Annotated in this window: 13 protein-coding genes and 1 pseudogene; 5 read left to right on the forward strand and 9 right to left on the reverse strand. The window is 62.2% G+C overall.

Going from position 1 to position 16,550, the window contains the following annotated elements:
• Positions 1-35: 35 nt before the first annotated feature.
• Together rpsD and AC1DYW_RS29780 are read right to left on the reverse strand one after the other, a co-directional pair.
• Positions 36-653 carry a 30S ribosomal protein S4 gene (gene rpsD / locus AC1DYW_RS29775; protein WP_013895883.1) on the reverse strand — a complete coding sequence of 206 codons (618 nt, stop codon included), beginning with the start codon at positions 651-653 and terminating at the stop codon, positions 36-38.
• 349 nt (positions 654-1,002) lie between these two features.
• On the reverse strand, positions 1,003-1,191 hold the full coding sequence (locus AC1DYW_RS29780) for a DUF3008 family protein (RefSeq protein ID WP_457151355.1): 189 nt from the start codon (positions 1,189-1,191) through the stop codon (positions 1,003-1,005).
• Between the two features lie 164 nt (positions 1,192-1,355).
• Here AC1DYW_RS29780 and AC1DYW_RS29785 point away from each other — a divergent pair, with 164 nt between their 5' ends.
• A complete protein-coding gene (locus AC1DYW_RS29785) occupies positions 1,356-2,738 on the forward strand; it encodes an RNB domain-containing ribonuclease (protein WP_477228570.1) in 1,383 nt (460 codons plus the stop codon).
• On the opposite strand, the gene murI is transcribed toward AC1DYW_RS29785, so the two are convergent.
• Together murI and AC1DYW_RS29795 are read right to left on the reverse strand one after the other, a co-directional pair.
• Complete coding sequence (murI, locus tag AC1DYW_RS29790; protein WP_477228571.1) at positions 2,735-3,550, reverse strand: glutamate racemase; 816 nt, start codon at positions 3,548-3,550, stop codon at positions 2,735-2,737. The two genes, AC1DYW_RS29785 and murI, sit on opposite strands and share 4 nt — an antisense overlap.
• Complete coding sequence (locus AC1DYW_RS29795) at positions 3,543-4,469, reverse strand: RNA methyltransferase (RefSeq protein WP_477228572.1); 927 nt, start codon at positions 4,467-4,469, stop codon at positions 3,543-3,545. Before AC1DYW_RS29795 ends, murI begins: the two co-directional genes overlap by 8 nt.
• A gap of 495 nt (positions 4,470-4,964) precedes the next feature.
• On the opposite strand from AC1DYW_RS29795, the gene AC1DYW_RS29800 reads away from it, so the two are divergent.
• From AC1DYW_RS29800 to AC1DYW_RS29815, 4 genes and pseudogenes are all read left to right on the forward strand, one after another.
• The gene (locus AC1DYW_RS29800; RefSeq protein WP_477228573.1) at positions 4,965-5,945 is read left to right on the forward strand and encodes a right-handed parallel beta-helix repeat-containing protein; all 981 of its coding nucleotides are present in this window, start codon (positions 4,965-4,967) and stop codon (positions 5,943-5,945) included.
• Positions 5,946-6,386: 441 nt separating this feature from the next.
• Positions 6,387-7,364, forward strand: a complete 978-nt coding sequence (locus tag AC1DYW_RS29805; protein WP_477228574.1) for a right-handed parallel beta-helix repeat-containing protein — start codon at positions 6,387-6,389, stop codon at positions 7,362-7,364.
• Positions 7,365-7,709: 345 nt separating this feature from the next.
• Positions 7,710-8,921, forward strand: a complete 1,212-nt coding sequence (locus tag AC1DYW_RS29810) for an NADP-dependent isocitrate dehydrogenase (RefSeq protein WP_095085403.1) — start codon at positions 7,710-7,712, stop codon at positions 8,919-8,921.
• A gap of 24 nt (positions 8,922-8,945) precedes the next feature.
• A pseudogene (locus tag AC1DYW_RS29815) lies at positions 8,946-9,571 on the forward strand (glutathione S-transferase family protein).
• A gap of 35 nt (positions 9,572-9,606) precedes the next feature.
• Here AC1DYW_RS29815 and AC1DYW_RS29820 read toward each other — a convergent pair.
• The 5 genes from AC1DYW_RS29820 to recA all read right to left on the reverse strand — a co-directional run bounded on the left by AC1DYW_RS29820 (position 9,607) and on the right by recA (position 16,351).
• A complete protein-coding gene (locus AC1DYW_RS29820; protein WP_477228575.1) occupies positions 9,607-10,401 on the reverse strand; it encodes a PhzF family phenazine biosynthesis protein in 795 nt (264 codons plus the stop codon).
• Position 10,402: 1 nt separating this feature from the next.
• Positions 10,403-10,891: a DUF2269 family protein gene (locus tag AC1DYW_RS29825; RefSeq protein WP_477228576.1), complete on the reverse strand. Its 489-nt coding sequence runs from the start codon at positions 10,889-10,891 to the stop codon at positions 10,403-10,405.
• The gene (locus tag AC1DYW_RS29830) at positions 10,888-12,183 is read right to left on the reverse strand and encodes an SDR family oxidoreductase (protein ID WP_457153592.1); all 1,296 of its coding nucleotides are present in this window, start codon (positions 12,181-12,183) and stop codon (positions 10,888-10,890) included. Before AC1DYW_RS29830 ends, AC1DYW_RS29825 begins: the two co-directional genes overlap by 4 nt.
• 10 nt (positions 12,184-12,193) lie before the next feature.
• Complete coding sequence (gene alaS / locus AC1DYW_RS29835; protein ID WP_477228577.1) at positions 12,194-14,860, reverse strand: alanine--tRNA ligase; 2,667 nt, start codon at positions 14,858-14,860, stop codon at positions 12,194-12,196.
• A gap of 393 nt (positions 14,861-15,253) precedes the next feature.
• Positions 15,254-16,351 (reverse strand): recombinase RecA, encoded by a 1,098-nt coding sequence (recA, locus tag AC1DYW_RS29840; protein ID WP_095085392.1) that lies wholly within the window; start codon positions 16,349-16,351, stop codon positions 15,254-15,256.
• Positions 16,352-16,550: the final 199 nt, after the last annotated feature.

Here is a 16,550-nt window from a genome sequence, read left to right on the forward strand (position 1 = left end):
AAATGCGTTCGCTTAGCGCGAATAGAATTCGTCGCTTAGCGCGAATAGAACTCGACGACGAGGTTCGGTTCCATCTGCACGGCGAACGGAACGTCAGCCAGGCCGGGAATGCGCGAGAAGGTCGCGACCATCTTGTTGTGATCGGCTTCGATGTAGTCCGGCACGTCGCGTTCGGCCAAGCCCACCGATTCCAGAACGATGACCAGCTGCTTCGACTTTTCGCGGACTTCGACGACGTCGCCCGGCTTGCAGCGGTACGAGCCGATGTTGACGCGCTTGCCGTTGACGTTGACGTGGCCGTGGTTGACGAACTGACGGGCGGCGAAAATGGTCGGCACGAACTTGGCGCGGTAGACGACCGCGTCGAGACGCGACTCGAGCAGGCCGATCAGGTTCTCGGAGGTGTCGCCCTTGCGACGATCGGCCTCTTCATAGACCTTGCGGAACTGCTTTTCCGAAACGTCGCCATAGTGACCCTTCAGCTTCTGCTTGGCGCGCAGCTGCAGGCCGAAATCGGAAAGCTTGCCCTTGCGGCGCTGACCATGCTGGCCGGGACCGTATTCACGCTTGTTGACCGGGGACTTCGGGCGGCCCCAGATATTTTCGCCGAGACGGCGGTCGATCTTGTACTTCGCGGATTCGCGCTTGCTCATCGCATTCCCTTTTCAAAACAACACACCCGGAACCTCATGGTCCGGGTGAAGGAAACGCGCCCTCCTCTGGCCTCCGTTTTCGAGACCTGACAGGGTTTTCCCACGCAACGCGGCGGAAAACCCACGGGACACGTCATTTCAAACAAGATCGGAAACGACTAGGCATCCTGATCCTGCGCATACAAAACAAACACCGGACATCGCTGCCCGGTGGTTGTGACGGCTGGTTAAACCGAGATTCAACCGGTGTCAAGCTTGTGACTGGCATAGGGCCTGGCGACGAGATACCCGTTTTCCTGCGTAGATGCAGTGCACTTTGGTGCAGCTTCCAGACGACACGCGACCAGGGTCAGCTGTCCGACTTCTTTTCCGGCAGTCCCTTGCGCTTCGTCTCGGCGAACTCCTCGAGCTGCTTTTCGCTCATCGATTCATACATTCCCTTCGAAGCGCCTTTGAGCTCGCTCTTCTTGGTCTCGCCGCGCTTGGCCGACAAAGCGGCGCCGGCAGCTTTCTGCTGGGCTTTCGAGGTGGCTGGCATGGCTGTTTCTCCGTTGCTTTCAGAAGAAACGCCCTGGTTTGGTGACGGTTCCAGTCCCGGTGGCTCGGTTCCCGGCCCGCTGGTGCCAGTTCGCCACGTATTCAGGCTTGGCGATTCTCGTTGGCAGCCTTCCCGTGTATGGAACCCCAGTGTAGGACGGCTGGATGAAATCTCTGACCGATCCCTCACAAGCTCTCTCCACTGGCCTGGCGAAAATCCGCACCGAATTCCACGTGCCAGATAGATTTCCGGTAGTCGTCGTGGCTGCCGCGGAGGCGGCGGCCAAACGTGTGCCCAACCAGCATGCCGATCGAACAGCGATGCCCTTCGTCACGCTCGATCCGGCGAGCTCCACCGATCTTGATCAGGCGTTCTCAATCGAGGCGAGCGGCGGCGATCTTCTGCTGCATTACGCCATTGCCGACGTAGCCTGGTTCGTCGAGGACGGTGACGCGATCGATCTCGAAGCCTGGACGCGGGGCGAGACACTTTACTTGCCGGACGGCAAGGCCGGGCTCTACCCGCCGGTAATTGCCGAGGGTGCAGCGAGCCTGCTGCCGGATGGATCGCGGCCGGCGGTTGTCTTCACGGTCCGGGTTGCGCACGACGGTGCGACGAAGTTGGACGGCGCGGAGCGGGCAATCATTCAAAGCCGCGCGAAGCTCGCCTATGACAGTGTGAAGCCCTCAGACGTTCCGGCCGGCTTCGCCGAAATGGCGCGACGCATGGCAATGAACGAAGAGCGTCGTGGCGCTTCGCGCGTCGACCCACCCGAGCAGGAGGTTGAAAGGCTCGCCGATGGTACATTCCGGCTTTCGTTCAGACCGCTGCTGCAATCCGAGCAAGACAACGCCGCGCTTTCGCTGGCTGCAAACATGGCGATTGCCGACGCCATGTTTGCGCACCATACCGGGTTATTTCGGGTGATGTCGGAGCCAGATGCTTTCAGGGTGCAAAGACTGCGCAGAGCGGCACAGGCTCTCGGGCTGTCTTGGCCGGCCTCCACAAGTTTGCGTGACTATCAGCGAACCCTTGAGCCGACCGATCCGCAACAGGCGGCGCTGATGCTGGAAATCCGCCATGCAAGCGCCGGCGCATCCTACCAACCCTATAAGGAAGGTGTTGTGCCCTGGCATGAGGCGATGGCAGCGACCTATGCCCATGCAACGGCGCCACTCAGGCGACTGGCCGATCGCTACGTCGTGCGCTGCGCGCTGGCCATCGCCAATGGCCAGCCGGTGTCCCAGGCTGTCACCGACGCGTTCGCCAGATTGCCGCAGGTAATGGGGCGTGCGGATAGCCACGCCTCGCAGATCAACCACGCGGCTATCGACCTTGCCGAGGCGGTGATGCTGAAGGGACGCGAGGGCGAGACGTTCAAAGCTGCTGTCACCGACGTCGTCGACCATGGCGTGCGCGTTCAGCTTGCCGACATGCCTGTCGTTGCCAACGTAAAGGCCTCCGGGCTTAGACAGGGCGACGATCTGACGCTAAGGCTGGTCTTGGCCGATCCAGATCAACGCAGCATCGTCTTCGAACCTGTTTAAGTGGGAGACGTTTCCGCCGCCATCTGGCTCACGACCAGCCCGAACCCCTGCATCAGCCGGCTGGTGGCGAAATCCGCCTTGCCGGAGGTGAAGACCGCAATGTCAGGCTCACCCACCGGCAATGGCCCGTCGACCGGCGCCAGCAGCGACATGGCGCGGCGGGCGATCGCTTCGGCCGGATCGATCCAGTCGACCGGCCAGGGCGCGGTCTTGCGCATGCGATTGGCCAGGAACGGATAGTGCGTGCAGCCGAGCACGACGATGTCGGTGCGGGCGCCGTCCTTCTCGACGAAGCAGGGCGCGATCTCCTGGCGGACGATCTCCTCGTCGACGAACCCCTCGCGCATGTAGATTTCCGCCAGCGGCGCCAGCCGGTCCGAGCCGACAAGCCGCACATGGCATTTCTGCGCCCATTTGCTGATCAGGTCGCGCGTGTATTGACGCTTGACCGTGCCTGGTGTCGCCAGCACCGAGACGAGGCCTGAGCGCGTGCGCTCGGCGGCCGGCTTGATCGCCGGCACCGTGCCGACAAAAGGGTGACCGGGAAATTTCTCGCGCAACGCGTCGATCACCAGTGTCGATGCGGTGTTGCAGGGGATGACCGAAATCTCGGGCTGGAATTTTTCCAGCAGCGCGCCGAACAGGCCAAGGATATGGGCGTTGAGGGCCGGCTCCTCCCAGGCGCCATAGGGGAAGGCGGCATCGTCGGCGACATAGACAAAGCGGCGGTCGGGCATCAGCACGCGCGCCTCGCGCAGCACGGTGAGGCCGCCGATGCCGGAATCGAACATCAGGATCGGCCGCTCAGTCATTGTCGGTTCCCTTTCCGCCGAGCGGCGGCATGTCGTCGTCCTTGCCGGTGCCGTCTGCCTTGCCTGCCAGGCGATCGCCTTCCGCCTTGCGGGCGCGCGCCACGGCCGCCGGCAATCGTCTTGGATCGTCGCCCGGGGAACCCTCGCCACGCGGCATCGCCGGTGAAAACCTGTCCAGCGACGAAATGATGCCGCGCAGCACCTTCAGCTCCGGCTCGGCGAAACCGGCACGCGTCAGCACGGCGCGCAGGTTGTCGACCATCTTCGGCTTCTTCGGTGCGGGGCGGAAATAGCCGCGCGCTTCCAATGCGCCTTCGAGATAGGCAAACAGGCCGTGCAGCTCTTCCTTGCTTGCCGGCTTCATGTCCGGACCGGAAAAATTGGTTTTGGTCTCGTCTTCCAGCCCGGACTTCATCCACTCGTAGGACATCAGCAAGGCCGCCTGGGCGATGTTGAGCGAGGAGAAATCGGGATCGACGGGGAAGGTGACGATCTCGTCGGCAAGGCCGACCTCGTCATTGTAGAGGCCGAAGCGCTCGCGACCGAACAGGATGCCGGTGCGCTGCCCCATCGCGTGACGGGTCCGGAGCACCCTGCCCGCTTCCACCGGGCCGCGCACGGATTTGAAGCCGTCGCGCTGCCTGGCCGTGGTTGCGAAAACAAAGTTCAGGTCGGCGAGCGCCGAGGCCAGGTCGTCGAACACCTTGACTGCGTCGATGACATGGTCGGCGCGGCTGGCGGCCGCGCGCGCCTTCTCGCTCGGCCAACCGTCGCGAGGGTTGACCAGGCGCAGTTCCGACAGGCCGAAATTGGCCATGGCACGAGCCACCATGCCGATGTTCTCACCGAGCTGCGGCTCGACGAGGATGATCGCCGGGCCAGCGGTCGTGAGGCCGTGCTGAAAGTCCGTTCCGGTCATGTTTTCCAGGTGAATGCGCCACGAAGTCTCCGCGTCGTGCCATATCGATGCGGCTTTTTGAAGAGTTATCCGCCACTTGGCCGACAAATAGCCTTGTGCCGTCCCCTCGGGAGATTGGCGGGATGCGGCATCGCACTCGTGCACTCAACCAAGAAGACATCCGACCTCGCTGTTGCGTGATGGCTCGACTGGGCGCCTCAAACCGCCGGCAAATGGACCGGCCGGTGCTCACTGTTGCTATTGACGATATTTTCCATTTTTAGAAATCATCTACGAACCGAATGCATATTTATTTACGATGACGCATCTCGTCGGTGGAAAATCAAACTAGAAAAAGGTAATCTCCCGCCCGCTTGGGTCCAGCGTGTATTGACGAATGGTATTGAGAAGACGGAGCGTGTCTTGCACACTCTCGTCATCTATTTATGCCCCCCAAGCATTTCATCACGGATTTCAACGGCCAACGCAGGCGTTGGCCAAATCTAGGAGGGGCAAATGAAAATCGTACGGTTTTTCCTTTCACTCGCCGTGTTGCTTGCAGCGTCAGTCTTCCTGATTGCGCCAGCTTCCGCGCAGGCGACACGGACGTGGGTTTCCGGCGTTGGCAACGACGCCGATCCGTGCAGCCGAACGGCACCTTGCAAGACGTTTGCCGGTGCCATCTCGAAGACAGCGACGGCCGGCGAGATCAACTGTCTCGATCCGGGCGGCTTTGGCGCGGTCACCATCACCAAATCCCTCACCATCGACTGCAGAAATACTGAAGCCGGTGTGCTTTTTACGCTCGGCACGAACGGCATCATCGTCAACACGCCCGCAGGCTCGATAGTGCATCTCCGCGGCCTCGATCTAGACGGTGTAGGCACAGGCGCCGACGCCGTGCGTATGCTTGGTCAAGGTCAACTGCATATCGAGGACTGCAACATAGAGCGGGTGACCAGCAACGGCGTCGAATTCGCCGCCAACGCCAACAGCGAACTCTACATAAGCAACACGCGGATAGCTGAGGCAGGCGCCGAAGGTGTTCTTATCAAATCGTCCGTGGCTGCTGGTATCAACGCCATCCTTTCGAAGGTGGAAATCACCAACAGCGGCAGCGGCATTCTTATCGACGGCACGGGCAACACCGTGGCCATGAACCTGACGCTGACCAACAGCCTGATCAGCGGCAACACCGGCAACGGCGTGGTGGTCAAATCCGTCGCAGCGGCATCGCCGGTGCGCGCGACGATTACCGGCAACACGATCAGCGCCAATGCCGGCGCCGGCGTCAACGCCAACGGTGCGGCTGCCAGCGGCAACGGAAGCGCCATCGCCTTTCTCGGCGGATCGACGATCTTCGGCAATGTCACCGGGGTCAGCAATACCGGGAGCGGCGCCGTCCAGTCGTTCAAGAACAACATGATCGCCGGCAACGTAACCGACGGCACACCGCTCACCGCCTTCCCGGGCCCTGGCGGTACGCCGCTGCAATAAGCGACGACAGCCTGCGCGGTAGCGTGAACAAAGGCGATGCCGGCTGCCCTCAAGGGATAGGCGGCATTGCCTCTTTGTTCCCGACTGCCATAGCAGGAGCCTGCGTCTTCCGCTGCCCGGTTGCACCGCTCGACCATGGCGGCCCAAGCCGTCGACAAATGGACCCGCCCTGTGCTCGGTGCCGGCATCGGCGATATTTTCCATTTGTAAAAATCATCAACGATCCGAATGTATATTTATTTACGATGACGCGTCGCGTCACTGGAGAATCAAATTAGAAAAAGGTAATCTCCCGACCGCTTGGGTTTTCAAAGTGTATCGACGGTTGGTATTTCGAAGATGGAGTGTGTCCTGCACGCTCCCGTCGTTTATTTATGCCCCAAGCATATCGACACCGGTTTCCATGGCCGACGAGGCGTTGGCCAAATCTAGGAGGGGCAATTGAAAATCTTACGGTTTTTCCTTTCACTCGCTGTGTTGGCTCTGGCGTCAGCCTTCCTGATTGCGCCAGCTTCCGCGCAAGCGACGCGGACGTGGGTTTCCGGCGTTGGTGACGACGCCAATCCGTGCAGCCGAACCGCACCGTGCAAGACTTTTGCCGGTGCCATCTCGAAGACGGCTACGGCCGGCGAGATCAACTGCATCGACCCGGGCGGCTTTGGCGCGGTCACCATCACCAAATCCATCACCATCGACTGCAGAAACACTGAAGCTGGCGTGCTCGCGTCCCTCGTGAACGGCATCATCGTCAACACGCCGGTCGGCTCGGTGGTGCATCTTCGCGGTATCGACATAGACGGTATAGGCAATGGCCTCGACGGCGTGCGGATGGTTGGCCAGGGTCAACTGCATATCGAGGACTGCAACATAGAGCGGATGGGCGGCAACGGCGTCGAATTCGCCGCCAACGCCAACAGCGAACTCTACATAAGCAACACGCGCATAGCCGAGTCAGGCGCTGAAGGCGTTCTCATCAAATCGTCCGTGGCTGCTGGTATCAACGCCATCCTTTCGAGGGTGGAAATCACCAACAGCGCCAGCGGCATTCTTGTCGACGGCACCGGCAATACCGTTGCCATGAACCTGACGCTGACCAACAGCCTGATCAGCGGCAACACCGGCAACGGCGTGGCGATCAAATCCGTCGCCGCTGCATCGCCGGTGCGTGCGACGATTACGGGTAACACGATCAGCGGCAATGCCGGCAGCGGTGTCAACGCGAACGGTGCCGCTGCCAGCGGCAACGGAAGCGCCATCGCTTTTCTCGGCGCATCGACGATATTCGGCAATGTCACCGGGGTCAGCAATACCGGGAGCGGCGCCGTGCAGTCGTTCAAGAACAACATGATCTCCGGCAACGTAGCCGACGGCACACCGCTCACCGCCTTCCCGGGCCCCGGCGGTGCGCCTTTGCAATAAGCGACCGCCGCTTCCGCGGCAGCATGAAACAAGGCGATGCCGGTTGCCCATCAGGGGCAGCGCGGCATCGCCTTTTTTTGTTCTCGATTGCCAGATCGGTTCACCGTTTCACGGAAACGCCGTACCGCTCTATCTTTCTTGTTTTTGTCGCAATTCCCTGAGGAAAAGCGCCATGCGCTTTTCCCGAGAAAACCGCTTCGCACTTTTCCTGGAATTGCTCCGGCAGCAGCCTGCGTCTGCGTCGTCCCGGTTTGCACCGCTCTGATCGCTTTGCTATAGGCGAAGTCCCTGCTCTGGCGAGGTCTGCCCCGCCATCACCCAACTGTTGAACGAGGCATTCTTTCCATGGCGAAGATCAAGGTGGCGAACCCGGTCGTCGAACTCGACGGCGACGAGATGACCCGCATCATCTGGCAGTTCATCAAGGACAAGCTGATCCACCCTTATCTCGACCTCAAGCTTGAATATTACGACCTCGGCATCGAGCACCGTGACGCCACCAACGACCAGGTGACCATCGATTCGGCCAACGCCATCAAGAAATACGGCGTCGGCGTGAAATGCGCGACGATCACGCCCGACGAGCAGCGCGTCGAGGAATTCAAGCTGAAGAAGATGTGGAAGTCGCCGAACGGCACCATCCGCAACATCCTCGGCGGCACCATCTTCCGCGAGCCGATCATCATGAAGAACGTGCCGCGCCTGGTGCCGGGCTGGACCAAGCCTATCATCGTCGGCCGTCACGCCTTCGGCGACCAGTACCGCGCCACCGATTTCCGCTTTCCCGGCAAGGGCAAGCTGACGATCAAGTTCGTCGGCGAGGACGGCAAGGTCATCGAGCACGATGTCTACGATGCGCCGGGCGCCGGCGTCGCCATGGCCATGTACAATCTCGACGATTCCATCCGCGAATTCGCCCGTGCTTCGCTGAACTACGGCCTGCTGCGCAACTATCCGGTCTATCTCTCGACCAAGAACACCATCCTCAAGGCCTATGACGGGCGCTTCAAGGACATCTTCCAGGAAGTCTACGAGGCCGAGTTCGAGGCCGAGTTCAAGTCGAAGAAGCTGTGGTACGAGCACCGGCTGATCGACGACATGGTGGCGTCCAGCCTGAAATGGTCCGGCGGCTATGTCTGGGCCTGCAAGAACTATGACGGCGACGTCCAGTCCGATACCGTTGCGCAAGGGTTCGGTTCGCTCGGCCTGATGACCTCGGTGCTGATGACACCGGATGGCAAGACGGTGGAAGCCGAAGCCGCGCACGGCACCGTCACCCGCCACTACCGGCAACACCAGAAGGGCGAGGAGACCTCGACCAATTCAATCGCCTCGATCTTTGCCTGGACGCGCGGCCTCGCGCACCGCGCCAAGCTCGACGACAATGCCGAACTGAAGCGCTTTGCCGAGACACTGGAAAAGGTCTGCATCCAGACGGTCGAGAGCGGTTTCATGACCAAGGACCTGTCGCTGCTGATCGGCCCCGACCAGCCCTGGCTCTCGACCACCGGCTTCCTCGACAAGATCGACGAGAACCTGCAGAAGGCGATGGCCTGACCAGGCAAGACCCGGGAGGGGTATATGGGCAAGCCCGTCGTCTACGGCGCGGACTACAGCGTCTATGTGCGCATCGTGAGGCTCGTGCTCGAGGAGAAAGGCATCGACTACGGGCTTGTGCCGGTCGATGTCTTTGCCGCCGAGGGCATTCCCGCCTGGTATTTCGAACATCACCCGTTCGGCCGCATTCCGGCCTTCGAGCATGACGGGTTTCGCCTTTTCGAGACGAGCGCGATTGCAGGCTATGTCGACGAAGCCTTTGACGGGCCGGCGCTGCAGCCGAAGGATCCGCGCGGCCATGCGCGGATGAACCAGTTCATCGGCATGCTCGACGCCTATGCCTATCGGTCGATGGTCTGGGATGTCGCCGTCGAACGGTTGGAGAAGGAGGCGCCCGACGAGGCACTGATCGCCAAAGGGCTTTCGCAGGCGAGCAGGCGCTTCAGACGCTCTCCTCACTGAAAGCGCCGGGTCCATGGTTGCTTGGCGACCAGCTGACGCTGGCCGATCTGCATGCGGCGCCGATCATCGGCTATTTCGTCAAGGTCGCCGAGGGGCAAAAGCTGCTCGCGGAGTTCCCCGAGATCCAGGCGTGGTGGGACCGGATCGCTGCCCGTCCAAGCTTTGCCGCGAGCGGTCCTGCGGCCTGATCAGCCTGCGCCCGTTGTTCAATCCGGCCCGCCGTTCATTCCGGAAGATAGATTTCCGCCTTCATGAAGGTCTTGGCGCGACCCAGGATCAGCACGCGATCGTCGGCCAGGTCACACAAGAGATGCCCGCCACGCTGTGAGCACTGGAAGGCCGACAGGTGGGTCTTGCCGAGTTTTTCAGCCCAGTACGGCACCAGCGTCGCATGAATTGAGCCGGTCACCGGATCCTCGGGGATGCCGGCTCCGGGAACGAAATAGCGGGAGACGAAATCATGCGTTTGGCCGTGCGCGGTAATGACAAGGCCGAGCGGGTGAAAAGCTTCGATCCTGAGCAGGTCGGGAACGAAGGACCGGACGGATTGCTCGTCGGCAAGCTCGACGAACAGGTTCTCAAAATTGCGAAAGCCCGCAACCGGATGCGGCGACAATATCTCCCGCAGCGCCAGCATGGTTTCGCAATCGACAGGCTGCGGCGGGAAGCATGGCAGATCGAGCTGGTAGGCGCCTTGCCGCTGAGAGACCCGCAACTCGCCCACTCGCGTGGCAAAGGCCATGTCATCGGCCACATCGTGTTGCGAGGCCAGCACATGGGCGGTCGCCAGGGTGGCGTGTCCGCAGAAGTCGACTTCATGAACCGGTGTGAACCAGCGCAAGTCCCAGCCCTTGCCGTTCGGCCGAGCAAAGGCGGTTTCGGCAAGATTGTTCTCGTTTGCGATGGCCTGCATCACCTCGTCCGCCAGCCAGTCCTGCAAGATGAGGACGGCAGCGGGGTTGCCCTGAAAGGCGCGCTCGGCAAAGGCATCGACCTGGTACATGGTCAGCGTCGGCACATCATCCTCCAAAAAGACTGATCGCCGGCCGGCCGACCATCAGCCAAACGATGGCAAGCACGGCAGCGAAAGCCGGAAAGCCGCAAGCAAACCAGATGCGAAAAAGGCGCTTTTCCTCGACGGGCAGCGGTCGATTTTCGACGGCCGCCTGTCGCGCCAGATTTCGTATCCGAATCTGGATCCAGACCACCGGCAGCCAGAACAGACCCGTCACGACATAAAGCAGCAGCGACAGTACAATCCAGCCCTCGGACAGCGGCCACCCCAATGCCCGAGCAAGCAACACGCCGGTGATCGGCTGCACGACGACCGCGGTTGCCGTGAATATGGTGTCGGCGATGACAACCGTGCCCGCGACATGGGCGACCAGCTCGGCGCGACCGGTGCGCTGCGCCATCAGCATGAAGAAGGCGATCCCGGCGCCGGTGCCAAAGAGAACCGTGGCGCCAATGACATGCGTCCAGCGCAGTATGTCGGCCCAGAGGTTCATCTCTCGTCGAGGACCGCCAGCGCCACAAGCACCAGGCACAGCATTGGGATCGTCTTGACCAGCGGCCCCAGCGGCGCGAGCCATAGACCGGGAACGAGAAGCGTCGACGCCGCCAGATAAAACAGCGTGATGGCTATCATCGCCAGCAGCGCTGGCCGAGCAAAGGGCCGGACCAGAACCGCCGCGCCGGCCAGGATATCCGCAGCACTGCCGGCAAGAACCGACATGTCCGCCAATTTCGCCGACACGCCGCGTGAGACAAGAATGGAAGCGGCCTCGTCTTGCCGGATCAGGCCGATGATGCCCGAAGCAAGCCAGAACAGGGCCAGGCAGCCGAAGATGACAGGTTTTGCCAGCCAGAGGCGCGCGAACCATCGCTCCTGGACATGGGCCGGCATGGCGGCCAGCGTTGCTTCCAGCGGCTGCAGCGGATGGCCGCAAATCTGGTTCCATGGCCCGGCATTGCCGGTCACGCCACGCGCCAGCGCGGCAAGGGCTGCGCTGCGCAAAGGCGATCGCCAGCCAAGGAGGCCGAGGCCATCGGCGGTCACGGCAGCAAGACGGCCGACAATGGCCGGCACCGGTACGACCTTCGCCTGCGGCAGGCCAAGCCATGCCCGAAAGGCTAGGAGAACATCGGCGAGCGGTCTGGCTTGCGCCTCGACGAGATCGACGGCAGTACGGGGCGGCAGCGATCCGGCGACCGCGCGCGAGACCGCTTCAGCAACGTCGGTAACCGCCACGGTCTGGATCGGCTGGCGCGACATGACGGCAGGGATAAAAGCGGGGAAGGCCGCAAGGGCGCGCAAAAGGGCTGTCCCGCCATAGGCGGCGGGCGCGATCACCAAACCCGGGCGCAGGATCGTCCATTCCAGCGCAGAGCTTGCGACAGCCCTGTCGCCTTGCGCCTTGCTGTTGAAGAAAGCGTCGCTGGAGGAGAGGTCGGCGCCGATCGCGGAAATCTGGACAATACGGTGCACGCCGGCCTGTTCGCATGCCGCGACCAGCGCCACCACCGAATGCCGGTGGATGGCGTCGAGGCGATCGCGCGGGCCGTCCTGCAAGGCGCCCGCCGCATTGACGATTGCATCCATGCCGGTGACCACCGGCAGCCAGTGCTCAGCGGCAAGCAGCCGCGACATGTCGGCGGCGATCCAGCGCACCGCCGGCCAGCGCCGCTCGGCATCCACGACATTGCGACCAAGGCCGGCCACATGATGACCGTCGCGAAGCAAGCGGCCGACGACGGCTTCGCCGATCAGACCGTAGCCGCCAAGGACGAGCACCTTCATGCAGGGACTTTCAGGCTGCCTCCAGCGCCGCCTTGACCGCGGCGATCGCATCACTGGCTTTCGAGGCGTCCGGGCCACCGGCTTGCGCCATGTCGGGCCGCCCGCCGCCGCCCTGACCGCCCAATGCTGCGGAGGCCACGCGCACCAGATCGACCGCGCTGAAACGGCTTAGCAGATCATCAGTGACAGCGACCACGACGCTCGCCTTGTTGTCGTCGCCGGCGCCGACGAAGACGACGACGCCGGAACCGAGCGAACTCTTGCCGGCATCGGCCAGCGGCTTCAGATCCTTCGGCGAAACACCCGAAACTGCCTTGCCGAGGAAGCCGACGCCGGCGACAGTCTCGTTCTCCGACGGTGCACCCGCCGCGGCACCGCCGCCCAGCGCCAGTTTCTTGCGCGCTTCGCTCAGTTCCTTCTCAAGCTTCTTGCGCTCGTCGAGCAGCGCCTCGACGCGCGCCGGCACGTCGGCCGGCGAGATCTTCAACGTCGCGGCCACCGATTTCAAACGCCGGTCCTGCTCGTCGAGATGCTTGCGCGCGGCTTCGCCGGTCAAAGCCTCGATGCGGCGCACACCGGCGGCGACCGCGCTGTCCGACACGACACGCACCAGGCCGATATCGCCGGTCGCCCTGACATGCGTGCCACCGCAGAGCTCGACCGAATAGGGCCGGTTGGCCTTGGCGCCATGCAGGCCGGTGCCCATCGACACGACGCGCACCTCGTCGCCGTACTTCTCGCCGAACAGCGCCATGGCGCCCTCGGCAATGGCATCGTCGACCGACATCAGGCGCGTGCTCACCGGGCCGTTCTGGACGACGATCTCGTTCGCCATGCGCTCGACCTCTTCGAGATCCTCGGGCGAAATCGGCTTGTTGTGCGAGATGTCAAAGCGCAGGCGCTCAGGCGCAACCAGCGAACCCTTCTGCGCGACATGGCTACCCAGAACCTCGCGCAGCGCCTCATGGATTAGATGCGTCGCGGAATGGTTGGCGCGCAGCCTGGAGCGTCTGTCATGGTCGACCTTGAGCTCGACGACCGCGCCGGTCTTGACCGTGCCGCTGGCCACCTTGCCGATATGGACGAACAGGCCATCGGCCTTCTTCTGCGTATCGGAAATCTCGATCGAGAAGCCTTCGCCTGACATGATTCCGGTGTCGCCCATCTGGCCGCCGGACTCGGCATAGAACGGCGTCTGGTTGACGACCACGGCAACTGCCTCGCCCTTGCTTGCGCTGTCGACGGTCTTGCCGTCCCTGACCAGCGCCTGGATGAGGCCTTCCGCCTGCTCGGTCTCGTAACCGAGGAATTCGGTGGCGCCCGCCTTCTCGCGCACCGGGAACCAGATCGTCTCTGTGGCCGCGTCGCCGGAGCCTGCCCAGTGAGCCCGCGCCTCGGCCCTCTGCCGTTCCATGGCATTGGTGAAGCCGGCCAGATCGACCGAGATGCTGCGCTGGCGCAGCGCGTCCTGCGTCAGATCGAGCGGGAAGCCGTAGGTGTCGTAGAGCTTGAAGGCCGTCTCGCCATCCAGCATGTCGCCGGCGCCCAGTTTTTCCGTCGCCTCCGAAAGCAGGCCGAGGCCACGCACCAGCGTCTTGCGGAACCGCGTTTCCTCGAGCTTCAGGGTCTCGGTGATCAACTGCTCGCCGCGCACCAGTTCCGGATAGGCCTGGCCCATCTCGCGCACCAGGGCCGGCACCAGGCGCCACATCAAGGGATCGCGGGCACCGAGCAACTGTGCATGGCGCATGGCGCGGCGCATGATGCGGCGCAGCACATAGCCACGGCCTTCGTTCGACGGCAGCACACCATCGGCGACCAGGAAGGACGACGAGCGCAGATGATCCGCAATGACGCGGAAGGACGCGACCGTCTCCTTGTCGGGACCGTGCCCGATGGCGGAAGACGCCGCGTCGATCAGGTGACGGAACAGATCGGTCTCAAAGACGCTTTCCACCCCTTGCAGGATGGACGCCATGCGCTCCAGGCCCATGCCGGTGTCGATCGACGGGCGCGGCAGATCGATGCGCTCCTCCTTCGTCACCTGTTCATACTGCATGAACACCAGGTTCCAGAATTCGAGGAAACGGTCGCCATCCTCCTCCGGGCTGCCGGGCGGGCCGCCCCAGATGTGTTCGCCGCGGTCGATGAAGATCTCCGAGCACGGCCCGCACGGTCCGGTGTCGCCCATCGCCCAGAAATTGTCCGAGGTCGCGATGCGAATGATGCGGTCGTCGGAAAACCCGGCAATCTTCTTCCAGAAGCCCGCCGCCTCGTCGTCCGTGTGATAGACGGTGACCAGCAGCTTGTCCTTGTTGAGCCCGAATTCCTTGGTGATCAGGTTCCAGGCAAGCTCGATGGCGCGCTCCTTGAAATAGTCGCCAAAGGAGAAATTGCCGAGCATCTCGAAGAAGGTCAGATGGCGCGCGGTGTAACCGACATTGTCGAGGTCGTTGTGCTTGCCGCCGGCGCGGACGCTCTTCTGCGCGGTCGAGGCGCGCGAATAGGGCCGCTTCTCCAGGCCGGTGAAGACGTTCTTGAACTGCACCATGCCTGCGTTCGTGAACATCAGCGTCGGATCGTTGCGCGGCACCAGCGGGCTCGACGCGACGATCTCGTGACCCTCCTTGCGGAAGTAGTCGAGAAAAGTCGACCGGATCTCGTTCACGCCACTCATGAATGCTGCCTTTTCGAGAAAACCGCCGGCAAACCGGCGGAAAATGGGCTCTGGGTCTCAAAGCGCGTCGCGCTGAAAAACGGATTCAGTCGACGCGCTTCAAGTTTTTGCTTCCATGCATGTCGCTGTCCCAAAACCGCTGCGCACTTTTGGGCGACATCCATAAGAAAATAGACTTGGCCTTTTAGCGGTCGCACCGCACCCTGTCCAGAAACACGGAATTGGTCCAAATCGCGCGCTTGCCGACCATCGGCGCCGGCCGCAAAATGAAAAACCGCCGGCTCGAAAGCCGGCGGTTTGGGACGCAAAAAACACTGAACTCAATTACATAAGCCTGAGATAATAGAACAGGATTATGGCCGATCTTCGGCCAGCATCCCGTGCACGAAGTTGTTACATCGCGCCGGATTCCTCCTCGAAGCCGTCGTCGCCGCTCTCGGCGCCGCCATTCTCGAGGAATTTCTCGGCGATCAACCCGGCATTCTGCCTGAGCGCCAGTTCGATCTCGCGCGCCGTGTCGGGATTGTCGCGCAGGAACAGCTTGGCATTCTCGCGGCCCTGGCCGAGACGCTGCGAATTGTAGGAGAACCAGGCGCCCGACTTCTCAACCACGCCGGCCTTGACGCCGAGGTCGACCAGTTCGCCGGTCTTGGACACGCCCTCGCCATACATGATGTCGAACTCGACCACCTTGAAGGGCGGCGCCAGCTTGTTCTTGACCACCTTGACGCGGGTTTGGTTGCCGACGACCTCGTCGCGGTCCTTGACCGAGCCGATGCGGCGGATGTCGAGGCGGACCGAGGCGTAGAATTTCAGCGCGTTGCCGCCCGTCGTGGTCTCGGGCGAACCGAACATGACGCCGATCTTCATACGGATCTGGTTGATGAAGATGACCATGGTGTTGGAGCGCGAGATCGAGGCGGTCAGCTTGCGCAGCGCCTGGCTCATCAGGCGGGCCTGCAGGCCGGGAAGCGAATCGCCCATCTCGCCTTCGATTTCGGCGCGTGGCGTCAGCGCCGCGACCGAATCGACCACCAGTACGTCGATGGCACCGGAGCGCACCAGCGTGTCGCAGATTTCCAGCGCCTGTTCACCGGTGTCGGGCTGCGAGATCAGAAGGTTTTCCAGATCGACGCCAAGCTTGCGGGCATAGACCGGATCGAGCGCATGCTCGGCATCCACAAAGGCGCAGATGCCGCCCTTCTTCTGGGCTTCCGCAACAGTGTGCAAGGCAAGCGTCGTCTTGCCCGAGCTTTCCGGCCCGTAGATTTCGATGATGCGGCCGCGCGGCAGGCCACCGACGCCAAGCGCGATGTCGAGGCCAAGCGAGCCGGTCGGCACGGTTTCGATCTCGACGACCTGCTCGTTCGCGCCGAGCCGCATGATCGAGCCCTTGCCGAAAGCCCGCTCGATTTGCGACAGCGCCGCATCCAGAGCCTTTGATTTGTCCACCGCTTTGTCCTCTACCAGCCGCAAAGAATTCTGAGCCATGATACATCACCCCTTGGTCGTCAATGAAGGCCGGACAATCCGTAATCCCTGCCCATTTGTACCTTTTTTGTTCTTGTTTGGCAAGAGGGTTCAAGTACCTGAAAGGCAATCACTATCCGGATTTGTTCTTTTTTTGTCCCAAGAATCACATCAGGAGCGCACCTCGCATTGGGCCAGTCGGCTCGATTGTTTCGATCTG

The organism is Mesorhizobium sp. P2_D5, from assembly GCF_056404355.1.

Coding starts and splice junctions, on each gene's coding strand:
- rpsD (WP_013895883.1), bottom strand. CDS start 653: ATGAGCAAGCGCGAATCCGCGAAGTACAAGATCGACCGCCGTCTCGGC.
- AC1DYW_RS29780 (WP_457151355.1), bottom strand. CDS start 1,191: ATGCCAGCCACCTCGAAAGCCCAGCAGAAAGCTGCCGGCGCCGCTTTG.
- AC1DYW_RS29785 (WP_477228570.1), top strand. CDS start 1,356: ATGAAATCTCTGACCGATCCCTCACAAGCTCTCTCCACTGGCCTGGCG.
- murI (WP_477228571.1), bottom strand. CDS start 3,550: ATGACTGAGCGGCCGATCCTGATGTTCGATTCCGGCATCGGCGGCCTC.
- AC1DYW_RS29795 (WP_477228572.1), bottom strand. CDS start 4,469: ATGACCGGAACGGACTTTCAGCACGGCCTCACGACCGCTGGCCCGGCG.
- AC1DYW_RS29800 (WP_477228573.1), top strand. CDS start 4,965: ATGAAAATCGTACGGTTTTTCCTTTCACTCGCCGTGTTGCTTGCAGCG.
- AC1DYW_RS29810 (WP_095085403.1), top strand. CDS start 7,710: ATGGCGAAGATCAAGGTGGCGAACCCGGTCGTCGAACTCGACGGCGAC.
- AC1DYW_RS29825 (WP_477228576.1), bottom strand. CDS start 10,891: ATGAACCTCTGGGCCGACATACTGCGCTGGACGCATGTCATTGGCGCC.
- AC1DYW_RS29830 (WP_457153592.1), bottom strand. CDS start 12,183: ATGAAGGTGCTCGTCCTTGGCGGCTACGGTCTGATCGGCGAAGCCGTC.
- alaS (WP_477228577.1), bottom strand. CDS start 14,860: ATGAGTGGCGTGAACGAGATCCGGTCGACTTTTCTCGACTACTTCCGC.
- recA (WP_095085392.1), bottom strand. CDS start 16,351: ATGGCTCAGAATTCTTTGCGGCTGGTAGAGGACAAAGCGGTGGACAAA.